This is a genomic window from Mycoplasma sp. 2704 (assembly GCF_034863285.1).
Classification (GTDB): Bacteria; Bacillota_I; Bacilli_A; order Mycoplasmatales; family Metamycoplasmataceae; genus Mycoplasmopsis.
Map to the genome: position 1 here is coordinate 129737 of NZ_JAYFFD010000002.1, position 24591 is coordinate 154327.

At 27.3% G+C, this 24591-nt stretch carries 12 protein-coding genes; 5 read left to right on the forward strand and 7 right to left on the reverse strand.

Annotation, left to right across the window (positions count from 1 at the left end; genetic code table 4):
• Positions 1–21 precede the first annotated feature (21 nt).
• From VBM90_RS01310 to VBM90_RS01340, 7 genes are all read right to left on the reverse strand, one after another.
• Positions 22–165 (reverse strand): hypothetical protein, encoded by a 144-nt coding sequence (locus VBM90_RS01310; RefSeq protein ID WP_257088689.1) that lies wholly within the window; start codon positions 163–165, stop codon positions 22–24.
• Between the two features lie 179 nt (positions 166–344).
• A complete protein-coding gene (locus VBM90_RS01315; RefSeq protein WP_323176583.1) occupies positions 345–1214 on the reverse strand; it encodes a hypothetical protein in 870 nt (289 codons plus the stop codon).
• An 8-nt stretch (positions 1215–1222) separates the two neighbouring features.
• A complete protein-coding gene (locus VBM90_RS01320) occupies positions 1223–2098 on the reverse strand; it encodes an aromatic motif membrane protein (protein WP_323176584.1) in 876 nt (291 codons plus the stop codon).
• The gene (locus VBM90_RS01325; protein WP_323176585.1) at positions 2088–3083 is read right to left on the reverse strand and encodes an aromatic motif membrane protein; all 996 of its coding nucleotides are present in this window, start codon (positions 3081–3083) and stop codon (positions 2088–2090) included. The genes VBM90_RS01320 and VBM90_RS01325 overlap by 11 nt, the downstream gene beginning before the upstream one ends.
• A complete protein-coding gene (locus VBM90_RS01330) occupies positions 3076–4029 on the reverse strand; it encodes an aromatic motif membrane protein (protein WP_323176586.1) in 954 nt (317 codons plus the stop codon). The genes VBM90_RS01325 and VBM90_RS01330 overlap by 8 nt, the downstream gene beginning before the upstream one ends.
• A complete protein-coding gene (locus VBM90_RS01335; RefSeq protein ID WP_323176587.1) occupies positions 4007–4720 on the reverse strand; it encodes an ABC transporter ATP-binding protein in 714 nt (237 codons plus the stop codon). Before VBM90_RS01335 ends, VBM90_RS01330 begins: the two co-directional genes overlap by 23 nt.
• Positions 4720–6522, reverse strand: coding sequence for an ABC transporter permease (locus VBM90_RS01340; protein ID WP_323176588.1), 1803 nt, complete (start codon positions 6520–6522; stop codon positions 4720–4722). The genes VBM90_RS01335 and VBM90_RS01340 overlap by 1 nt, the downstream gene beginning before the upstream one ends.
• A 129-nt stretch (positions 6523–6651) precedes the next feature.
• On the opposite strand from VBM90_RS01340, the gene VBM90_RS01345 reads away from it, so the two are divergent.
• From VBM90_RS01345 to VBM90_RS01365, 5 genes are all read left to right on the forward strand, one after another.
• Positions 6652–8412: a GIY-YIG nuclease family protein gene (locus VBM90_RS01345; RefSeq protein ID WP_323176589.1), complete on the forward strand. Its 1761-nt coding sequence runs from the start codon at positions 6652–6654 to the stop codon at positions 8410–8412.
• 128 nt (positions 8413–8540) lie between these two features.
• Positions 8541–8918, forward strand: coding sequence for a hypothetical protein (locus VBM90_RS01350; protein ID WP_323176590.1), 378 nt, complete (start codon positions 8541–8543; stop codon positions 8916–8918).
• A 184-nt stretch (positions 8919–9102) separates the two neighbouring features.
• A complete protein-coding gene (locus VBM90_RS01355; RefSeq protein WP_323176591.1) occupies positions 9103–10902 on the forward strand; it encodes a hypothetical protein in 1800 nt (599 codons plus the stop codon).
• A gap of 861 nt (positions 10903–11763) precedes the next feature.
• Positions 11764–21576, forward strand: a complete 9813-nt coding sequence (locus VBM90_RS01360) for a hypothetical protein (protein WP_323176592.1) — start codon at positions 11764–11766, stop codon at positions 21574–21576.
• A gap of 339 nt (positions 21577–21915) precedes the next feature.
• The coding region (locus tag VBM90_RS01365; RefSeq protein WP_323176593.1) for a hypothetical protein at positions 21916–24591 on the forward strand (2676 nt) is incomplete at its 3' end.

Below are 24591 nucleotides of genomic sequence, written 5' to 3' on the forward strand. Positions count from 1 at the left end.
TCTTTAATATAGTTTTAATAGCTATTTTAAAAGGGAGACCGTATCAAATAAGTTTTCAATGTATTCTTCACGTAAGTATTTTTTAGTTGAATAGTCAATATCATTGAATACTTTTAATACATTTGATATAGGTAAAATTTGAATTAAAAGCGCCTTACTTTTCATAAATGCTATTTTACTAAATTGATTAATTTTGGCCTTAATTTTTTTAACTTTTTTGAGGTAAGTTTTGAGCAAAAATTTTTTGTAAGACCATAAAAAATCAGTGTGTTAAATGGTGCAATTTTGATTGAATTTTTGACTTTAAATTTAAAACAAAAACCACCTTGTGGTGGTCGTGTTTATTAGAAAATAATATTTCTTTGAGGGAACTTAAGTTCTCTTTGTGTTGTGTTTTCAAAAGTTCTAAGAATTTGGTTTGCTCTATCTAATTCTAATTCTTCTAAATTTAGATTGTATAGTTCTTCAATTTGTTGTGCATCAACTTGGCCTAAAGATGATTTGAATGCAAAGCAAATTGGATCCATAACAATTTGTGAAACACCACTTTCTTCTTTTACATAAAACTTATAGACAATGTTTGAAAATGCGACATAAAATTCATGGTATCCCGGTTTAATTCTTGATTCAGTTACATTTGAAAAACTTGTTGGTCACATATTTCCAACTGGTTTGATTTCATTTGTTATATATGTATAGTGTGTATGTCCTGAAGTTGCATTAACTTCTGAGAAACTATTAACTTGGTTAATTGAATAGTGTAAATACTCATCTGAATGTCTTGGCTTTGAATCATCTTCAAAGTTAAATGATAATAAACCATAATCATAAAACACAGTGTTAAAGTAGTAAATGTATTGTAAGAAGATGTAAATGTTTTCAGATAGCAATTGCGACATTTGTTCTAATGCAGCAGCAAATTCAGGTTTTTGCACACCTTCGTTATCCTTTTTAAGTTTTAAAACTGTGTCTTTAAGTGTTGCTAATTTGCTTCTTAACTTAGTTAAATCTTCATTTGTGAAGTTATCTAATTTTTCTTTGTATTTAGGATCTAATGTAATGTTTTGTTCTTTTAAAAATTCATCAAATTTAGTTACTACGTAAGGTTTAGCTATTTTGTATTGATTGCCACCTGTTAAATCAATGCAAGCTACAGAACCAATTGGTAATGCCGAGAAACTAAGCAAAGAAAGTGAGAATAATAATTTTTTCATAATGAATGTTAATTAACATCTACAAATGTATATGTTAATTTTACCCCTCCATAATTGTCTATAAATAAAATTTCATTGGTGTTACCTTTGTTAGAGTTATCTACACCGAATGGAGCAAATAACTGCACATATTTGTTTAAATCAAAAATGTCTAATATATAGTCATTATTGATAATATTTGGAAATGTTTTTACATATCCGTGTAATTTAGGTTTGAGTAATTCAGGATTTTCTCAATCCTTTTCAATTCCAATTTCTAAGATAAATCCATTTTTAGATAACAAGTAATATAAATTATCAAGTGTTTCATCACTGTTTTTTGCATAAACATAATCAATGAATTGATTTGAACTTATTTTTGCATAGTTTGAATAAATTTTTTCAGGATCATTAGATGCGACATCTAAGTTTTCATTATCTAATAATGTTGATTTAATTAAATCAAATTGAGTAATTGTAAATAGTGCATATAGTCAATTTGTTGATAATAATTGATCTATTTGAGCAGTTGATTGTTTTACTATAAATGGTTTTATTCTTGAGAATGTTCCTCAATCAAATTCTCCTTGAATAAATGATTGAGTCATGTTGTTCCCGAATACAAATGCGTTTTTAATTTGCTGTTTGTAATCAGGATTGCTTAGTAATTCAAATTGTGAGTCAATGTAAGCTTGTTTTTGGGTTTCATCTTTATATACGATGTTAAGTAAGTTTCAAATTGAATCTTGTTTAATAAAGTTATTTCATTCAAGTTTTAAAGCATTTTCTTGTTCGCTAGTTTCATCTGTTTTCGATACTGTGCTAGGTGTAAAAGATAAAGTTGCTAAAGGTAAACTTAATGGTGATATCATTAAAATCTTTTTAAATAATTTACTAATTTTCATTAGTCCCCTTTCATAAGAAGAAAACATTAGCAGGTTCTCCGTAACTTAGATCTTTAACCATACTTTTTTCAAATTGAACTAATCCCGTTTCGTATCCGTGAATAAATCTTGAGTGAACAATATTAGAAATTAAATTAAGTGATATTTTGTTATTTTTTAAATCTCCAAAGTATCAGTTTAACGGTTCTAATTTTAAATTAGAAACAGGTTGCAAAATGTTGTTGATAGTAATTCTGAAAACTAGTTTATTTTTCTTTAAATAATAAACTCTAGCATCAGACATTTCGCCTGATTCATCACCTAATTTGATGTCGTCAATGTATGTGTTTGGTACGTTGTAGTTTTTGTATTCACTTTTTGTTTTTAATGATTGTTGGTATTCGTCTGATAGTGTATAACCGTTTCCGATTGGATCTAACAATCAAGATACGAATGTGAAGTTAAATTTATCTAAATTATTTAAGATAAAGTATCAGTTTTCCGAAATAAAATCTGAGAAACTATTAGCGAATTTTTCTTTTTTAGCAGGTGTATTATGTTCTTTAATTTCATTAATTTTTGCTGTTAATTCAGTTATTTTGTTTTCTGCTTCTGTTCTTTCATCACCTGAAAAGTAGACTAAGAGATCTTGTAGTCTGCTTTTTTCAGCAAGAGAATCATTTAATTCATCAGATCTAAATTCTTGTTTGTAACTTGTTGTTATTTCTTTGAATTTTTGAATGATTGATGATGTGTCTTGTTCTTGATTGTATACATATAAACTGCGTTCTCTTTGACTTTCTGGTTTGTAAACGTTGTTTAAAAGAGTTTCGATAATCTTTTTATGATTAACTTGCTGCAAGTTTTCAACTTTAGGGTTAATTTGTGTTGAGTTATCTATGTATGCTTCTAATTTATTTGAAGATGTGTAATTAGCACAAGAAATTGCGACTCCACTAATAAGAGGTAAACTAATTAAACTTAACATTTTTTTAATTTTAATCATTTTGTACTCCTACTAATGTGTATCTAATAATTTTCCAGTTATCTTGATTAATTTCTTCTAACGCTAAGTACAAGCTTTGAAAGTAATTGTATGAATTAAATAACATAATAAATTTAGCATAATCAAAGTTCTTATATACAAATGATAAATCTTCAACATTTATACTTTTACTGTATTCAATCTCATCATTTAATAGTTTATTGTGTGCAGCAACTAATTTGCTATGTAAATTATCAATTGTTGCATCAATGTTATCTGTAGAGACAACTTTTAATATTTCAGCAGATGCTTTTAAATGTGTTTTGTCTTCTTGCGAATATTTAAATACAGGTAGTATTAAATTTTCGTTTAGGACAACGTAAATCACATCTAATCTTTGAAGTGTTGAGTTGCTATCTAATTGAATATTTTTAACAACATATTTATTCAATTTGTAATTATGTAAATCAATATTTAACTTAATACCATCTTGTGTTGCTTTTGTGTATTTTGCTAATGTTAAATTCACACCAGCATCATTTTTTTTATCTTTGAAACTTGATGGATAAAAGTTTAAATAGTAATTGAATTTATTTAGATTACTTAAGTATCAAAATCAGTTATCTCTAAATAGCATTTCTAATGTTTTTGATGCTTTTAACGTATCTTGAATTTGAGTGTTGTTTTCTAAAATCGGATTGTTTAATATTTGCGCATATACCAATGATGATTGAATTTCTTTAATAAATTCATCTGGAATATTGTTTTGTGCATTTATATATAAATTCAAATCTCTTGAATTATTTATAAATTCAGAAGATCCTAATTTCTTTAGAAATGCTTGATGTGGTCTTTTTTCTTTTGAAACTTTTGGAGTAGTTTTTTCTGTTGTATTAGTACAAGAGAGAGCTATTGTTGGTAAGAACAATAAAGGTGCAAGAAGCTTAATTTTGAATAATCTTTTCATAATAGATATCTTCAAGACTTTTATGTTTTTGTCCTGATGAAACTAATTTACCTTTATGAATAAGTGTGTATGAAGTTGTATACTTATCAATCTCACTTAAAATGTGAGAACTGATAATTATTGTCTTACCTTGTTTATTTAATTCAGATAATATTTCAAACAATTTAAATCTAGCTGTTGGGTCTAAGTTAGCAGCAGGTTCGTCAAGAATGATTAAATCAGGGTCGTTTAATAATGCTTGAATTAATAAGACTTTTTTCTTTTGACCTGATGATAAGTTATTAGGTTTGTTTTTCTTTAAATCAGAGATTTCAAACTTTTCTAAAAAGTTATTGATTTTGTCTTTTAATTGTTGCTTGTCTTTGTTTCCAAATAAAGAAACAATGTATAAATATTCAAATACATTTAATTCTTTAGGGAAAATTGCATTTTCAGGAACATAACCAAGTTTTGCTTTTGATTTAGGATCCGAGTTAATAATTCCATTAATGTAAATTTGTCCACTAAAGTTTGTGTATGAACCAATGATTGATTTGATTGTTGTTGTTTTTCCTGAACCATTTTCTCCAATAAATGCGTGGAAAGAACCTTTAGGTACTTCAAAACTTAAACCAAATACTCCTTTTTTCTCATTAGAGTTATGATTATAAATCTTTGTTAAATTTTGAACTTTAATACTTGTGTTATTCATTATTTATAATCCTTTCTAATGTATAAAAGTGTATTTGCTGCTAATAGAGAAGCTCCTAAGATTATTCAAATCACAACAAAGATTGATTTATTAACAACTTTTTTGTTTCTTTGAATTGAATAAATTTGATCTGTTGTAGCAAATAAATAGTTATTTGATTTTGTTAAATCGTATCTGATGACAATTTGGTTATTGATGATTTGTTGTTTTGGTACATATGTTTCAAATCCACCGATTTGATAATTGTAATCATCTAATCTAACTTTGAATTGAGATGGTGCATATGTATTTGCGTAGTCATCATTTACTAAAAGAGCATTTAAGTAAATTGAATCGTTGTATGTAAAGTAAATGTAGTAAATAAGTGCTGAATATAAATAAATTTGTTTTTCAACTTTTGATTTAACTAATTTATTTTTAATAGCATTTTCTTCAAGAACATTTGTGTTGTTATCAATTAAATTGTTTAATTCAGAGTTTTCATCATTTAAGTTTCTTTGAATATCGCTTAAGATGAAGTTTTTAATTGAAACTAAATCATTGTTTTTTACATATTCTTGTAATTCTTCTGAATTAAATAATTGAGCAAAGTATTTGCTTGTAAAACTATTAAATACATTTGATTTTAATAGTTGCTGTATGTTTTCTCATTTTAGTTTTCCGACTAAGTTTTCAGATGTAACAAAGTTGTATTTGTCTTCTGGGTAAATAATGTTAAAGTCTGAAGCACCTTCTCTTGCATAGATGATATCTGTGTTGATGATATTTGTAATAGATGATTGATTTTTAAGTGCACCTGGAACTATATATTGTTCTTTGCCTTCACTTATTTGATACTTACGTAGGTTTGGTTGTTTCTCGAGAATATATGAATATACTTGAGAATCAGTGTTCTTGTAATATAAGTAATCACTTAAATTATTAGTGTTCTGATTATTTAGTTTATTAAATATATCTTCATTATTAATGTTGAATATTTCTAACATTTGATAAGGAATTGCTAAATAAGAATAAATACTTCACGAAGTAGATGAGTTTTTTGAAATCTTGTATGCTTCTGATAAGTATGCATCTTGTTTTTGACTAAAAGTCGTTGCATCATATCCGTTAGGGATGATGTAGTAATTATCTTTATTGTTATCTAAATAAAAGTAATTAGTATTTGAATCATTACCTGATGGTTGATTAGGGTTTTTAGAATTTAAATAGTAAGCAAAGTTATTAGCTGTTGATGTTGAGTTTGATGAGATAAATCCCCCGGCTAAAAACATCGGAATACTGAATAACAGTGGGACTGTTATAGCAATCTTTGAATTAAGTTTATAGCTTATTAATGAAGCGATTGAACCAAAGAAGATAAATGCTAAAAATATTGTGATTAGCGTGATAAATACGAATGCTACAAAGTAACTAGCATCTAATCTTAAAGTTAATCCTAATATTAAATTAAATAAAGAACAAAATAATGCTCAATATAACCCCATTAATAAAAACATTAACAGTTTACTTATAAAAATAGTTTTTCTGGATATAGGTTTAGAAAATGTAATTATTTCTAAACCTTCTTCCTCTAAATCTTTATATAAGTTAATTGACTTTAATGAAGAAAAGAAGATAGTTATAAATAACAATCCAAAACTAGCACAATAAATAACTAGTGATTTGTTTTGTATATTCATAATTGAAATAATAATTGAAAGGACAATCATTATTGTCCCAACTAAAGCAGGTAAGATTCAACTGCTTTTTTTCTTTAAAATTACCTTATGTAGAAAGTAGATATAGTTTTTTATTTGTGTCATTACTTACTCCTTTTGTACTTTCATATTACTTTAATGTTATTAATAATTTGATAATATTATACATTAATAAATAACCTTATGGTTATATTCTTTATATTTTTTTAAAAATAAATAGGTAAAATATATCTTATGAACGATGATTTAAGAATAAGCAGAATAAAAGAGAAGATTAAAAAAACTCCACATAAGAGTGGAATTTACTTATGGAAAAATGAATTAGACCAAGTCATTTACATCGGTAAAGCTATTGATTTAAACAATAGATTAAATCAATATTTGAATAATTCAATTAACTCTTATAAGACATACAAGATGATTGATGAAATCTATGATTTTGATTTTGTTACATACAATACAGATCAAGAAGCTTTTTTAGCTGAAAAGAACTATATTGAAAAATATCAACCCAAATATAACATTAAGTTACTTGATGATAAGAGATATCCATATTTAAAATTAAATATAAATACTAAAGACCAATTAGAAATATACAAAAACTATGTATATTCTAAAACAACAGATACAACATTTTCATATGGCCCTTTTTCAAATCAACACGAGTTTAAACATTTGTTAAAGGTTTTAACTAGATTTTTTATGTATGAAAATGGATTACCAATTAAAAATCAAGCTTATTCTGTGTCAAAATACAAATTTGACAAAATCATTGAAATTTTAAAATTTCAAAATAATGACTTTTTAGATAAGTTAATTTCTTTAAGAGATAAAGCAAGTGAAAATTGAGATTTTGAACTTGCTAAAGAATATAATGATTCTTATCATTTGCTAAAAAGAATCAAAGATACGCAATTAGTTGAACTTCAAAACATCAAAAACATTGATGTGCATACATTCATTGTTAAAGATGAACACATATCTATACAAAGTTTATTTTATAGATATGGAGTGCAAACTGCACACAATAATGAAATCAATAAATTAAATAACTATTACATTGAGAATGTAATTGATTATGTATCTGATTATTTAGAAAGATACTATTCAGATAAAGATTATCCAGATCACATTATTCTGCAAAGCGAATATGAACAAATTCAACTTAATACAAAACTGAATAATAAAATCACCTTCCCTAAAAAAGGATTATTCTTAGAAATCTTGAATTTATCATTGTTAAATAACAATGAATATTTAAAGATTAATATTAATGATGCAATTTTAAAAGAAGAAATCAATATTAAAACTCAAAAAGAATTAGAAAATATTTTAAATGCTGAAAATAAAATTAAAAATATTTATTTGTTTGATAATTCACATTGATATTTAGAAAATCCAATAGGAGTTTCAGTTTGTTTTTCAAACGGTAAAAAAATTCATGAGAATTATAGATTTTTTAATCATGAAGAAGAATTTAAACAAATGAGCAAGCATTCTGATTTAGAACTTATGTATCTAACTGTTTTTAAATTTGTTAAAACATTTGCAAAACCTTTAAATATTGACGAAAATGATATTTTTATTGTCGATGGATCGTTTGAACAATTAAAAGAAGCAAAATATGCATTAAAAGAATTAGAATTTGAAAATATAAAAGTTTTTGGTCTTGTTAAAAATTCAAAACACAAAACTGAAAAATTGATTAATGATAAAAATCAAATAATTAATATTTCACAAGATGCTTTATTTTTGTTTACAAGAATGCAAAATGAAGTTGACAGGTATGCTAAAAGTAAAATGAAACATAAATATTTAAATAAATTCAGAGAATCAGATTTAAACTCAATACCAGGGATTGGTGATGCAACTGTCAAAAAACTTCTAGATTATTTTAAGACATTTGAAAATGTTAAAAATGCATCAATAGAAGAATTAAACAACGTTATTGATAAAAAGAAATCTAAAATTATTTTCGAAACATATTCAAAATAAAATATTTAACTTTTAAAATGGGTCACAAAATATGGATTGTTCATATTTCGTGACCCAGTTTACTTTTTTAATCTTTTTATAAAATTTTATAAATATTAAAATCTAATTGTATAGACAAAGGAGAGAAAATGAAACTATTACCGTCTAATATTTCAAGACATTTAGAAACAATGTTTGCAAATGATATTAACCAAATCATTGCTTTGATTAACAATTGGTGGTTAATTAATTACAACCAACCGTTTGGTTTAATTGAAATGGATGCCATTAGATTTGGTAATAGTATTAGTCTAAACAAAGAAACCACCGAAGAAAAATGATATAACGGATGTTTAATTAATCGAGGACTAAAAGCAATATTAAGATTAGTTTTTGATTTACAAATAACTAAACCCATTGCACTTGATAATGCTAACCGCATTCTTAATACTAACCTTTTTAGCACAACTTATTATCGCATTCTTGAAGAATTAAGGAGATTAAAAAGAAACAATTATGAAATATAAAGGTTATTCTAAACAATTAGTTTAAGTAATAATAGTTTTGTCTTTTTTATTTATGAATTAAATTCATTACAGTAATTGAGATTTATTAATTAACATTTTTATTTATAAATATTTATTAATTGTTATTAATTAATTAAAAAATGCTTATTTTAATGATTAAAAATAAAAACATTATAATTTGCCTATGAAAAAATTTAAAAGAAAATTATTTTGTGCAATTGCCCCATTATCGGTTATTCCTACAGCATTGCTAGCTTCATGTGCGAAAAAAACAAAAGATCCTTGAACAAATAAGACAAATTCAACAAATTTAACTGAATTACAAAATAGTTCATCAAAAATTAAATTATTAAATCCAGAAGTTACTCCAGGAGCTGATTTTAGAGATTTTTACGCTGATTTAAAAGACTCAGCAGATAATTCATATCCAACGGTTGTTCTTTCTAGAAACGCATCACAAGTATTTTTATCATCATTTATGCAAATTGTTGGTCATTTAAACGCAGCTAACAATGAAAAGCAACCTTACAACGATGTTGTTTATTTAATTGATCAAGGTGTTTGGGACATTGGCAAAACTAATGAAAATCCAGAAAGTCAAAGGTTTAATTTTAAGTATTTATTAAACAAATTTACACCTGTACTAAATACGGAAACAGGTGAAATGAATGCTAAAGATGGAAAATTATTAGTTTTAGACAACTTGAAATATACAACTAACAACCAAGAGGATAAAGCTTATTCAACAATACCAACAACTTTAGAAGAATTAACAACTTATTTACAACCATATCTAGAAGCTGGAATTGATAAATTTGATTTTTATATACCTGATGTATCTTTAATAGCTTTATCCGATGAAGATCGCGTTGTTGTAAGAGATTGAATTTTTAAACATGCCAATAAAATAGTTATTTTAAGTGATGGTAATTCTCAACCTTATGATTTTATTGAGAATTATTATTTAAATTTTGCTCTAAAAGCAGGTAAATCATATACTCAAGCAGAATTGCTTAAACACTGAAATGATTTACAAGCAGATGAATATATTAAAATGCCTATTGATTGTCGTTATTTCTTCACTTTACAAGAGAAAGTTAAAATTTACAACTTAGAAAACACATACATTAATGCTTTTAATCAAAGATTAGAAAACGCAGGTAAAGTTTGAGCTAAATTAAACATTAAGTCATATCCAATTAATCCATTTATGTATAAGGATTACATACAATTTGCCGAAAACATTGATTATCAAGGAGACTTTGAACGCTTAAATCAAATTTATGGCAAGAGCTTTTTAGATCTTATTGTTGAAGGTAAAAATAATTATTCAGCAAACAAAAAGAATTTAATCTTTATGGGTTCTTCATTATTTAAAAAAAATGACAAAGATTGAAGATTGAATCAAAACGAAAATGCTTACAATGAAGTGAAAGCTTATTTTGCCAAAATTAAAGAGTTATATCCAACTAATCAATATAATTACTTCTTTAAATTGCATCCAAGTTATAATGCTCAAGATGCTGTTGAATACATTAAATTACTCGTTGGCGAAGAAGAATATGCTAATACAATTACATTAAATCCTACAATTGCTTGAGAAAATATGTTGGCAATTGATTATCGTAACATTGAAAAAGGCACATCAGTATTATTTGATCAAAATAATAATTCAAGAACTCAATTATATGGCTTACAAGGTACAACAACAGTGCTTTTGACCACAATGACATTCCTAAAACAAACATTCGGTTGAGATTTAGAAAAAATGAAAAGCTTTGTCAATATACAAAACTTCCCATTAGCAAATACCTTTAACATTTTATCTCGTGATACTTATTACACTGACCACAAAAAAGGTTATCAAACTAACATTGCTAAAATGGAACAAGTTTATAAATACTTTGTTGACACTGGTGCTTTCTATCCGAAAAATGAATGAATTGATATGGATACTTTTCTTGCAAAAACCAATCTTAATTAACCTAAAAAACATATAAAAAAGACAAAATTATCTAAACTAGAACACAAAATACGGACAAAACTGTATTTAAACTGGGACACGAAATATGGACAATCCATATTTCGTGTTTTTTGTATAGGAGAATATATGAGACAACTTAAACAACATGAATGACTTGAACTTTTTTCAGATTATGATGATTTTAAAAAGGGTCTAATGTCAAAAAATAATTTTAAAAACAATTTTGTTTTTTGTCAATTCACATTGACCACAAAACTAAATTTATTGTAAATTACAATTTGTCCAAAATAAATGATTTAGATTTAGTTATGAAATACATGTCAAAATAAAATTAAACAAACAATGAATAGCACATTTAGACCATTGTTTCCAATATTTAACTAAAGATTATTTGCAAACAATATCTAAAAATAATGGCATTGTTTCAATGGAGAGAGTTAGCAACTCGCCATACAACATAGAAGCAGAATATTTATTTTCGATTTTAGAATCTGAATGTTTAAAACTAATTTATATAACCAAGATAACTTTTGATGATCTTAGCAAAATAATTAATGAGTTTATTTTTGATACATCAACGAAAGTATTCAATCAAAATCAGATTGAAAAACACCCCGACAACGTTGAGATGATATTATGTCTAATTAACCCTTCTATCCACCTTTAGTGTGTCTGTTTATTTATTTTGTTTAGAATTTTCACAAGAGGCAACAAATTCCACAAGAATTAACGTCATATCTGAAATTGATTTAATTTTCAAAAAAGTTTGAATTTTTTCATAATTCTCTTAGTAATTCTGATACAATTGACACTTATATTACATATATACATATATATATATATATAGAATAGGAGATATGTATGAAAAATAAAGCATTAAAAAGGAGCCTTTTAATTATTCCTGCATCAGTACCATTAGCAGGACTTGTTTTGACTCTTTCATCGACTACAAGCTCAACCAATGTGACAAGTAAAACTACTTCAGGCACTAATTGAACTTTTGATAAAGTTAATATTGATTTACAGGATAATCTTTGAAAGAACTATAATTCACTTCCAACTTCAAATCATAATGCCAGATATGCACCATATAGATATATAAATATTTTTAATTCAAACGGTAATCAGAATTTCAACGACACCAATGCTAATTGACAATATCGAGCAGTTGGAGATTCATGATTTAGATTATTTGATGCCTCAAATCCAGGTTTTCCAAACAACGTAAATGTTTCCGATTGAACAGGTACTAATTATGCAACAGAAAGTGGAACACTTTATTCTTGACAAGTAGATGGTTTTAGAGACAAAGGTGTAGATCATGGACCGTGATGAAATGGGAATGGATATAATCCAAGTACTGATACCAAAAGATTTAAAATAGGTTACAACTTAGTTAATAAACCATTACATGGTTCTGCAACTCAAGGTGCGCAATCAACATTCTATACAGGAGCATTTTATTTTTCAAATGATATGAAAATAGCAAGTGATATTAAAATTCACTTGTATATTAAAGTTGATGATAGAAATAATTCAAATGTTTTACAACAAAAAACTTATACTATCAAATTAAAAGAAGAAAAAAATGCTAACTTATCTGATTATGATATTTCACCTTGAATTGGAAAAGTACAAAGAGTAAATAAAGATCCTCTTCGTGCTTCTCAAGCTGGAGATACTTTAGAAGCATGATTAACTAATTATGCATACTTGCCTTATTACAAAAACACTCCAACATCATATACAAATGGGTTGAGTGCTGATTTGCTTAGTCAAAAAAGAACTTGAGACAATTATAGATCTTCAGATAAGCATAACGGAATGTATGATATTTTAGTATCTACTCCAACCAATATGTCAGATATTAGATCAAGAGGATTTCAGTTATCAAATAGCAGTGGTTCATATGTAAATTTTGGTTTATTCCAAAAAAATCTTATTAATAATGATAGACCGGCTGACATTATATATAACAATCAAGGTGGTTTATTTGTCTTCAATATAGAAATGGATAAAAAGCTTGATTATTTAGTTGCCGGAGCAGTAGCAGAAGTAGAATTTGAGCCATATAATGATGTGGCTAACGCAAGCACTACAACATTTTTTGGTAATACCGGTTCATCAACAACCAATAAATCTTTCTTTGGATCAGCTGAATATCGTCAAAAAGATGATGACGATAATCAAAGAATTGTTTCTGGATTTTGAAAAATAGCTGATAGATCTGAATCTCAACGTAAAAAATTCTATACTTTAGAACTTGTTGATTCAGAACTTGGTTCTGATCTTTATGATCCTAAGAGTGATGCATTTCCGGAAACGACTTTAAGAATTGCTGAAAATGGAAATTCAAATATTAATTATGAGATTAATAAAGATGGAATTAATAGAAACAAAAAAACAATTAGTACCAAAAGTGTTTATCAAGATACAAAAGCAGTAAATAGTAGAAATTCTTTACGTTTAACAAGTACAATTAATAGTAGAGATGCTAAAAAATGAAAAGTTAAAAACGGCAGTTCATTAACCGCTAGCCCATTACCATCAAGTAGATTTGATAGTGATGGAATTGAATTCAATCCAATTACTTATACATATACTGATCTTGAATTAGCTAAGAAATATGTTGATAATAAACAATGATTAAACAAAGGTCAAAAAGATTATTTAAAAATGGTATTAGATAATGAATCAGGATTTGAAGCAAGTAAGCAATATTCAGATAGTACTATTTTAACTAAATGAAAAGAGAAAATTGATACTCTTGATAAACAACAAGAAACAATTGAAAAAAAATATAAAGAAATTCGTGATTTCCCTCTTAGTAATGATGTTTATGATTCAACTTACAATGAAAATATAACTAACAAAATCATTTATGCTTTAGCTACAAAATCATCTAAAGATTCTTTAGATTCAATAATAAGTAGAAACATTAACAAAATTAATTTCCGTTCAACTGAATACAATACTGAAACTGGTGCAATCGATAGAACTACTTCTACAGAATATTCAATTTCTACTCCAAGTGGTGCATCATATAATAATTTAAAAACTTCAATGGATTCAGTCTACAATGCACTTAATAATTATTTAACTGCTGTAATAAATAGTGGTAAAACTGAAATTGAAAAATATTTTGCAAAATTAGCAGATTATCCAATTACTGAACAAAATTCTTCAACTTATAGTGGAAATTACAATAAAGCTAAAAACCTTATTATCAATACAATTAAAGCTCAAGTTAAAAACCTTAGTTTAAAAAGCCAACTAAATCCATTTGCTAATTTAGATGCTACAAACGAGCAAATTAAAGCAATTATTGAGTTAATTAGTAAAGTTAATAAATTAAATAAAGACAAAAATTCAGTTAAGTCACAAATTGAAATTTATAAACAATCAGAAAATGACTTTAATAATTTAGGTTCTTTTGAATTTGCAAGTTCTAAAAGTCAGATTGATTTAAAAGCTCTTGATGCATTTGATAAAAACTTAAAAAATGCTTCTGATAAAACTATTCAAAATATTTTTGAATCAACTGATATTCTTACTAAGTTTTATAATGATAATAATGACATTTTTGCTAAACAATGAATAGAAAAAGCAAAAGGTCTTGATGGTGCAATTAATGAATTTAATACCGAAATAGATAATTTTAACTATTTAGATGCAAATCAAAAAACAACTGCTAAAAATGATTTAAAAAGTGCTTTGAGTACATTCAATATTTTTTCTTATAATGAAAATACAGTCACACTTAGTGTAAATAGTGAATTTATTAAAAAAATAAACGGACAAATGGCTAGTGCTTTTGTGACTGCAAAAACAACAGCTAAAACTCAAATTTCAGCATTAAATGAATTAATAGAAACAGAACAAAATAAAGTTAAACAAGAAATAGAAAATGCCACTCTTTACAAAGACAATTATGATGCAAATCAACCATTTACTGACAAAATTTTAATAGGTTCAGACAAAAATATTAAAGCAATTGTAGAAAAATGAACTGATATTAATAATGAAAGAGGCAGAATTAAAGACTATACTGCTACTTTTGATTATCCAAATAAAAATATTGAACCTACAACTGCTGACAAAAAATTAGTTTCTCAACTAAGCATTTCTCCTGATGCCGGTGGTTTAGAAACTGAAGTTATTTCTATTAGCGGTAATAATGACACAGGAACTTTAACTGTTACTTATAGAGTAGTAAAATCAAGTGATAAAACTAATGTTTATACTCAAGATAAAACCTATGATATTACTGGTTTTGCTAATGAAGAAAATAGAGTTAATAAATTAAATGCTACTCCAGATTATAAAGATGCGAGTGAAAAACCAAATATTCAAGCTTCATCTGTTGTAAAAAGAGATAATAATACTGAAGATATTGCTTGAGTATTGCCAACAAAAACACAAATTTATGCAGATAGTGTTAGATATCTTGGTTATAACGATATAACCGGAAAAATTAAAATTGCATATAAATTACAGTCAACTGTTAATGCAAGTGCAATTTCTGATGAAAAAACTGCAGAAATTACTGGTTTTGAAACAGAATCTACTAGATTAAATAATTTAGTCAAACAAGACACAGATACTAATCAAAATACAATTCTTAACATCACTGCAGACCCTATTAAACGTGCTTCAGATTCAACTTTAAATACTGATTACACAATTGCTTTAGCAGATAATTATGGAACTACTAATCAAGTTGAATTAACTGATTTATCATCTCCTACACCAAATGATACTGATGGTTCAGTTTCATATACATATAAATTAAAAACTACAAGAACTAAAGAAGATTTAGTAACAATTACTGATGAAGCACTTGACAACAATGATATTTATAGTGATGTTTCAGCATTGCAAACAAGAACTGGCTTTTTAACTCAAGCTGAATATGAAAAAAATCAAAAAGATGCAAAGAAAAAAGCAATTGATAATCATCAATATTTAAATGATGCACAAAAAACAGCACTTAAAAATAAAATTGATCAAGCTAATCTAAATCAATTAGATCAAATTGCACAAGATGCAAGTGATTTAAATGAAGCAATGGAAGCTTACAACGATGCAACTAATAATATTGAAACAATTAAAGAAGGCACAGATTATACTCAAGCAGATAATAATAATAAGAGTGCTTTAGATAACGCAGTAAATCAACAAAAAACCGATGTTGATAAAACTAAAGGATCTAATTTATCATTAGAAGAAGTTAAAAAGAGAACTAAAGCAATTCAAGACGCAATTAGTAATTTAAATGGTGATGAAAAATTACAAGAAGCTAAAGATGAAGCGATTAGAAAAATTAATTCTGATTATTCATCATTAACTGATAAACAAAAAGAAAAAGCAATTGCTTTAATTAATGAACAAACAACAATTGATGGTGTTACTAGTCAAGATGCAGCTAATAGTGCATTAAATTCTTCAATGGAAACCTTGAACGATTACATAGCAGATCAAGATGCTGTAACAGCAGGCAATAATTATACTTATACTACTAACGCCTTAAGAGAAGCCTATGATGGAAATCCAACTAAAGATGGTAATCAAAAAGGTGGAGTGATTAAAGAAGCAGAAGATTTAGTAGCTGCTTTAAATACTGAAAATAATTCTGATTTAATGAATAAAGAAACAATTGATGCTTTAAACAAAAAAATTAAAAGCGCAATTGATGCTTTAAACGGTCAACAACGTTATGATGAAGAAGTTGCAAGATTAAATGATTTATCTCTTGCTTTAGCTAAAGTTAAAGATGCAAATCGAGCTACAGATACAGCGAGTGAAATTACAACTGATGAAATTGAATTTAACGATTCTACAATCCCTGCAGATGTTAAACCAGTTGATTTAGTTATTTCAAATCCAAATGAATTAACAGGTAAATTAGACTTAAGTTACAAATATCAATCAACTAAAGAAAATCTTGAAAATGTTAAATCAACCAAAGTTTATACATTAAATAACAATAATGCCTTAAGCACTTTAACTGAACAAGAAAGAGTGGACGCTATTTTAGCTGATTCAAACATTCCATTTACTATTAATGAAAATGATACTAACGCAATTAACAGAAATCAATTGGCAAGTGAAGTTGCTAAAGAAGCTATTAAAGCGTTTAACAACCCGGCAGACTTAAATGTTGAAGGTTATTTAAACAGCATTGAATTATCTCCAAACAATGATAATGGTACATTAGATATAAAATTCAAAATTGCTTCAACCAAAGCAATATTGAATTCAAATAATGATCCACAAAATCCAGTAGTTGTTTCAACTAACACAAGAACAATTACTTTAACAGGCTTTAAAACAACTTTACAAGTTGAAAAAGAAAAAGTTACCCAATACATTAATAACAATGTTCCTGAAGAACAAAAACAAGCTTTATTAGATGAATTAGCAAACGCTAATACTCTTGATGAAGTAGCTAAAGTTCAACTTAAAGCAGAAATTGAAAAAGCTATTGCAGATGCAACAAATAATTACCCTTATTTAAACAACAATCAATTAGATGCTTATAAAGCAGATTTAAAATCAGCTACTTCAACTGAAGCAATTCAAGCTCGTAGCACAACAGCGAACACATTAAATGCTAAAATGAAAGAATTAAGTGATGCTGTTAAAGCTGAATTAACTGCTTTAACCAATAAAGTTGTTGAAGATAATCAAAACAACGATGCTAAAACAGCTATTGTTTATACTTTAGCAGATGCTGATAAAAAACAAGATTATGATAATGCTCTATCAACAGCTCAAGAATTACTTAGTGAAACTGATGGTGCTAACTCAGAATTGAGTGCTGTTGAAACAGTATTAAGTAATTTACAAACTGCTTATAGTGAGTTAAATGGTGATCAAAACCAAAATGCATTAAACGAAAGAATTGATGCTTTAAACAATTTAACTGATGATCAAAAAGCACAATTAAAAGAAAATATTGCTAACGCCGACGCTCAAGCAGATGCTGAAACTATTGTAGAAGCAGCAGAAACATTAGATGCCAAAATTGCCGATGTTAAAGAACAATTAGACGAATTAAATGATTACAAAAACAATGATGTTTATAAATTAGATAAAGAAAATAAAGACGCTTATGATACAGCACTTAAAAATCTTCAAAATGCTTTAGATGAATTAAGCAACAAAGACTTAACTTCTGTAAGCGCTGACGATCTTAACAGTGAAGCTACTAATTTAGACGCCAAAGTAAATGAAGCAAATCAAGCTAAAGGCCTATTAGATGGTATTAGAAGCGATCTTAAAGATAAATTAAACAATTTTGATAACTTAACTCCTGACAACAAGCAAGCATTAATCAATTTAATTAATGCCGATGACAAAGAGTTAAGTGCTGAGAAAGTGGCTGATTATCTAAACCAAGCATTAAACTTAACTAAAACTAACATTAATGATGAAATAGACAAATTAACACATTTAACACAAGCAGAAAAACAAGCTTATAAAGATACCGTTAAAGAGGCTGAATTAAACACTGCAGACGGTGAAAAATATGACAAAAATATTAATGACATCTTAACCCAAGCCAAAGCTGATGATGAGGCCAAAAAAGCTTTAATTAAAGCTATTAATGACAAGCAATATTTAAACGATGCTCAAAAAGCGGCTTTAATTGACAAAGTTTATAAAACTCCATTAGCTGAACTTAATGAATTTGAAAAAGATGCTAAATCATTAGATGACGCAATGAAAACATATAGCGAAATTGCCTCTGTTGATAAAGATAGCATCAAATATAAAGAAGCATTCGAAGATAGACAAGCCGAATACAACAATCAAATTGCTAATCGTGACAATGCTTTAAATAAAGTTGATGGTGCTAATTTATCATTAGACCAAGTTAATGAAGCAATCAAAAAATTAAATAAAGCAATCAACGATTTAAACGGTGAAGAAAGATTACAAAGAGCTAAAAATGAAGCGATTGCTAAAATCAATGGTGATAATCCAACTTACACTGATTTAACAGATGCTCAAAAAACAGCTTTAATTAATCAAATCAATGCTCAAACATCAATTGCCGATGTTAATACAGTTGATGCTAAGAACAAGCAAATTAACGATTTAACCAAAATGCTTAAAGACAATATTGATGGTGAAAGTGGTATTAAAGACTCAATTCATTACACAGGTTCAGAACATGATGTAAAAGGGAATTATGACGAAGCCATTGATGCAGCTAAAGAATTATTAGCTAAATTAAATCAGCCAAATTCAGATACTAATAATATTGTTGATTTAGATAGAATTAAAAACCAAAACCAAGCAGTTCATGATGCAATTGCTGCCTTAAATGGTGAACAAAACATTAAAAAACGTAGAGAAGAAGCTTTAGCTAAATTAGAAGAATTAGAACACATTAATAATTTACAAAAAGCAGGTTTAACTACTCAAATCGATAATGCAACATCACCAGAAGAAATTGACGAAATTGTTGCTAATGCAACTAATTTAAATGACCAAATGGGCTTATTGAAAGAGGAATTAGCAAATCAAGCACCAGTTAAAGACACACCTAAATACTTAAATGCTGATGAAGATCCTCGCAATAAATATGATGATTTATTAAATGAAGCTACATTTTTAGTTGACAAAGAAAATGGTGGTGCTCAACTAAGTCCAGAAGCAGTTGCTGACTTAATTAATAACATCAAAGTTGCTGAACAAGCTCTAGATGGTAATGAGAAATTTGATGAAGTAAAACAACAAATTATTGCTGATATCGATGCTTTAGAACATTTAAATGATGCTCAAAAAGCAGCTCTTAAAGAATCATTAAATGAGAAAAAATTAATTGCCGACCTTAAACAAGTTGGAGAAGATGCTAAACTTCTTGATAACGCAATGGCAGAAATTAAAACTAAAGCTCAAGAAATAGCTAATGATTTAGCTCAAGAAGGTAATTATAAATATGTAGCAGCAACCGAAGAGCCAAAAACAAATTATGATAATGTTAAAGCCAAAGTTGATGCGTTAGTTGATCCTAGTGGTAATAACTTAAACTTAAAAGAAGTTCAAGACTTACAAAAAGCCTTAATAGCGGCTGAAAAAGCACTTGATGGAGAAACTAACTATGAGTACTTTAGAAATAAAGCAATTGAAAAAATTCAAAGTAATCCTAATTTAACAGATGAAGAAAAAGCAGCCTTAATTGACCAATTAAATAATGTTCAATCTCCTAACGACAATGAAGCAATTACTAAAGAAGAATTTTTAAACAATTTAGACAAAATTGTTGATAAATCAAAATTAATTGAAGCAATTAAGAATGATGACAATTTAACTCAAGAACAAAAAGCAGACTTGATCGAGGATATTGTTAAAGCAGATTCAACACAAGAAAACTATGATGATGTGCTTGGTAAAATCAAAGCTAAAGAAGATGCATATAAAACATTAAATAATGATGATTCATTAACAGAAGACGATAAGGCTAAATTAAGCAAAAACATAGCCAACATTGAGCCTAATAGTCCTAAATTTAATGAAGAGTTAAACAATGAAAAAATCAAACAAGATGCTATTAAAGAAATTAGAAGCGATGATAATTTACCTGAAACAACAAAGAACAATTTAGTTAATGAAATTGCTGAATTAGAAAATAAACAAGCTAAACCAGCATTAAATTACCAAATTGATAAGGTTAAAGAAAAACAAAAATTAATAGACGAAATTCAAGTTTCAAATCTACCAAATGAACAAAAAGAAGCTTTAATTAATGAAATAAATTCATTCAAGGGAAACGATGACAAAGCTCCAGTAATCCTTGATAAAATTCGTGATCAATTCAATAAATTGAAAGAAATTCAAGAAGATCCAAACTTAAGCCAAGAAGACAAAGCTCAATTAGTTGAAGATGTTTTAGCTAACGATCCAAAAGATGAAAAATACTATGAAACAGCTAAAAACATTAACAAGAAACAAGAAGCAATTGATCAAGTTAGACAAAATCCAAACTTTACACAAGAACAAAAAGATTCAATTTCTCAAAACATTAGAGAATTAGATGAAACAAGCGAAGAATTTACTAATAAATTAGACAATGAAAAAGCTAGATTAGACTTAATTGATCAATTACATCAAGAAGCTGAAGAAAACAAAATTTCTGATGAAACCAGAGATAAATTAATTAGCGAAACATTGAATTTAGCTAATGATTCAAGCTTTGTAAATAACTTAAATAACGTTAAAGCTAAAGACAAATTAATTCAACAAGTTAAAGCGAGCGATGTGCTTAATGACACAACCAAAGCAACATTGATCAATAACATTTTAGATAATAATGCTACAAGCACAGAATTTGATAATAAACATAATCAAATTACTCAATTATATGTTGATGCTGAAGAATTGGCTAAAGCTAAAAATGATTTAGTAGATTTAACCAAATCTAAGAAATTTGAAAAATTATCTAAAGATAAACAAGATGCAATTAATAAAGCAATTGCCAATTCAGATGAAATTTTAAATAATCTTAACTCTTATAGAAATGAAGATGTGGTTAAACAAACAATTATTGATAAAAAATTAAAACAAGCATCACCAATCTTAATCTGACCATACTTTGTAGCTGCTTCATTTGTATCTTGATTAATCGGTATGTTAATCTTTGTATTTGGCAGAAAGAAAAAATAAGAAGTTAATTAACAATTAATAAACAATCAAAATCAATCAGTACTAGATAAAAATAGTGCTGATTTTTTTGTATTTTTTTTAAAAACCAAAAAATTTCACAAAAATCACTTAAAAATTTCATAAATGTGAAACTTTAAGGGTGAAAATATGTAAAAAATTACATTTTTTGCAAAAAAAAAAAAAAGTTGCCTCAAAGACGATTTTTATGCTATATATAAATATATTTAATATATGTAATATATGAATATTTGACTTATAAAAAGAATAAAATAAGTGCTTTTCTAGCTTAAAAATTAATATTTTTAGCTTCCTTAAGTATTTATTGAAAAAGGAAATTTTATGAACTTGAAAAACAAGAAAAAATGAATTCTTTTACCTTTAAGCGCAGGAGTTACAACTCCACTTGCTTTACTTACAACAGTAAGTGCAACAAATGAAACTGTAACAACTGCAAATCCTGAAAGAGGCAAAGCTGGTGAAGGGATTCTAAATTGAGATAATAGTTGGACATATGATAGTATTCAAGCTCCAAATCTAAAAGAATACGCTTGAGATGATTCAACTGACACAGGTACATATGATTACAAATTAGGTGCTAATATTTTCAATCGAGGAGAAAGAACGCGTCCAGATTCATATTTAAACAGATCAATTGGTATAACTAAAACACCGAAAGCTAATGGTGAAATTAGCTGGACTTTAGATTTCTTTAAAGAATTTGCTTTTATAGGAAAAGAGGGTAATAAAGAGGACGAGCAACACGCATATTTTATGTTTGCACTTACAGATGATTTAAAAATTAAAGATGGTTCACAAATCAAAATAACACGTCAGTCACAAGATAGAGAAGGAAGAATCAGTTCATTAGAAAAATCTTGAATTTCAGGTGAAAATGCTTATCAAGCACTTGGTGATAATGGTGTTGATCTTAAATGATATGCAAATGCCACGAACAAAGCTCAAACCTGAGATAATATTTTATATCGTGCTGAAGTATGAAGCGTAAAAACTAATCCTTATATTGAAGGTGGAAATAATCCAAAACTTTTAGGTGGAGAAGATAAAGATTCATATAGCAAAATAGCAGATAGATATGATAGCTTCACCGGACAATTTGAAGATGGTTTAAAAACTTATAACAAAGATTTTACTTCTGGTTGAATTTTTCAAACAAGAAGTTCTAGTAGATATAAATTCACAATTGAATTTACAACTGAATCAAAACCAAATGTAGCAAAAGGTGCATTCTCAGGGGTTTTCCAATCAGTTTCATCAAGACAATACTCAGGAAAATATGTTGATGTTATCTTAAGAGGAGAAAGACCTAAAAAAGAAAAACAATTTGATAACTATCCAGTTGTTATCAAACAAACATTTAAAGGAATTGATTCAGATACACAAATACCAGCTTCAAGTGCAGTTTTAACAAAAACTATAACAGCACCAGTTTATAATTCAGGTTCATTATATTCAAAAGTTGTTACATTCCCTGAAACTACTGTAACTTCTACTGATAATACAAGAGAACAAAGATTCTTAATTAAGGACATTGTTAACGCTGATCCTAATAATAACTATGAAAAACGAACAGACAACACTCAAAGAGGAAATAGTGTTGATTATACACCACCTCAAATTGATGGTTACACAATGACTTTCCGGAAAAATATTAATGGTCATTTTATTGTTGACCATGATGGAAAATTTTCTAGATTTTCAAATGTTGTTGAATATGACGTAGTTTATACAAAGGTTGATAAATCAACCCTTCAAGAAGAGTATGGTTTAGCAACAACAGAATTTTATGCAAAAAACCCATATGCCGACTCTTCAGCAGATTTTCAAACAAAATATCGTGAACAGCTTTCTGCAGCTAGCACAGTATTGAATGATAAAAAGGCAACACAAGAACAAGTTGATACTGCATTAAGAGAATTGCAAAGTGCGAGAAATGCTTTAAATGGACAAAAATTAGTTGATGCAGTTAAAGAACAAGCGCTTGCTATGGTTAACGACCCTGGTTCATTTTTATCAGAAACTCAAAAAGCTGAAGCTAGAAAACAAATTGCATCAGCAGAATTTTTATCTAATGCAACAACTATTAAGAATAATATTGAACAAATTAATAACTTAATAAAAATAATAAAATCATCTAATGAAGCATTAACAACTCCTAACTATACAGAAGCTAAAAAAGAACCAAATAAAGATGAATTTGATCAAGCATTGACTCATGCAAAAACTTATGAAAATATAAATAACTTCAATGAAGATCAAAGTGAAGCGGTAACTGCAAAAAACAGATTAACTATTGCTTATAATGAACTTAATGGTGAAACAAGATTAAAAGAAGCTCAAAGAAATGCTAATGTTGATATCGATGCATTAACTAACTCATCAGAGGCTGAGAAAAAAGCTGCTAAAGCTGAAGTTGAAAAGCAAACAACTATCGCTAATGTTGCTAACAAATTATTAGAAGCTCAAAAACAAGATGCTAAAAATAAAATTGATCAATTAACAAACTTATCAGATGCTCAAAGACAAGCTGCCAAAAACTTAATTGATTCACAAGATACAAACACACTTGATAAAGTACAAGCGATTGTTGATAATGCAACAGCTGTTAATAATGGAGTTCCAAAACTTACCGCTGCTAAAGAGATTAAATCAAATAATGAAATAAGATATACAGAAGCTTCAACAACTCCAAATAAATCAAACTTTGATAATGCTATTTCAGCATTAAATGATTTGACTACATATACAAACTTTGATACAGCATATCCAAACTTACAAATTAAGTTAACTAATTTATCAAATGCAACAGATAATCTTAATGGAGTTACAAATTTAAACACAGCTAAAGCAGATGCTATTGCTGCTATTGATAAGTTAAGTTACTTATCAGAAGCACAAAAAGATACTGCTAAAGCTGATATTAATGCTAAAGAAGCTATTGTAGATGTAAATAACATTGTAAACAATGCTACTTTAATGAATAATGCTAAAGAAGCT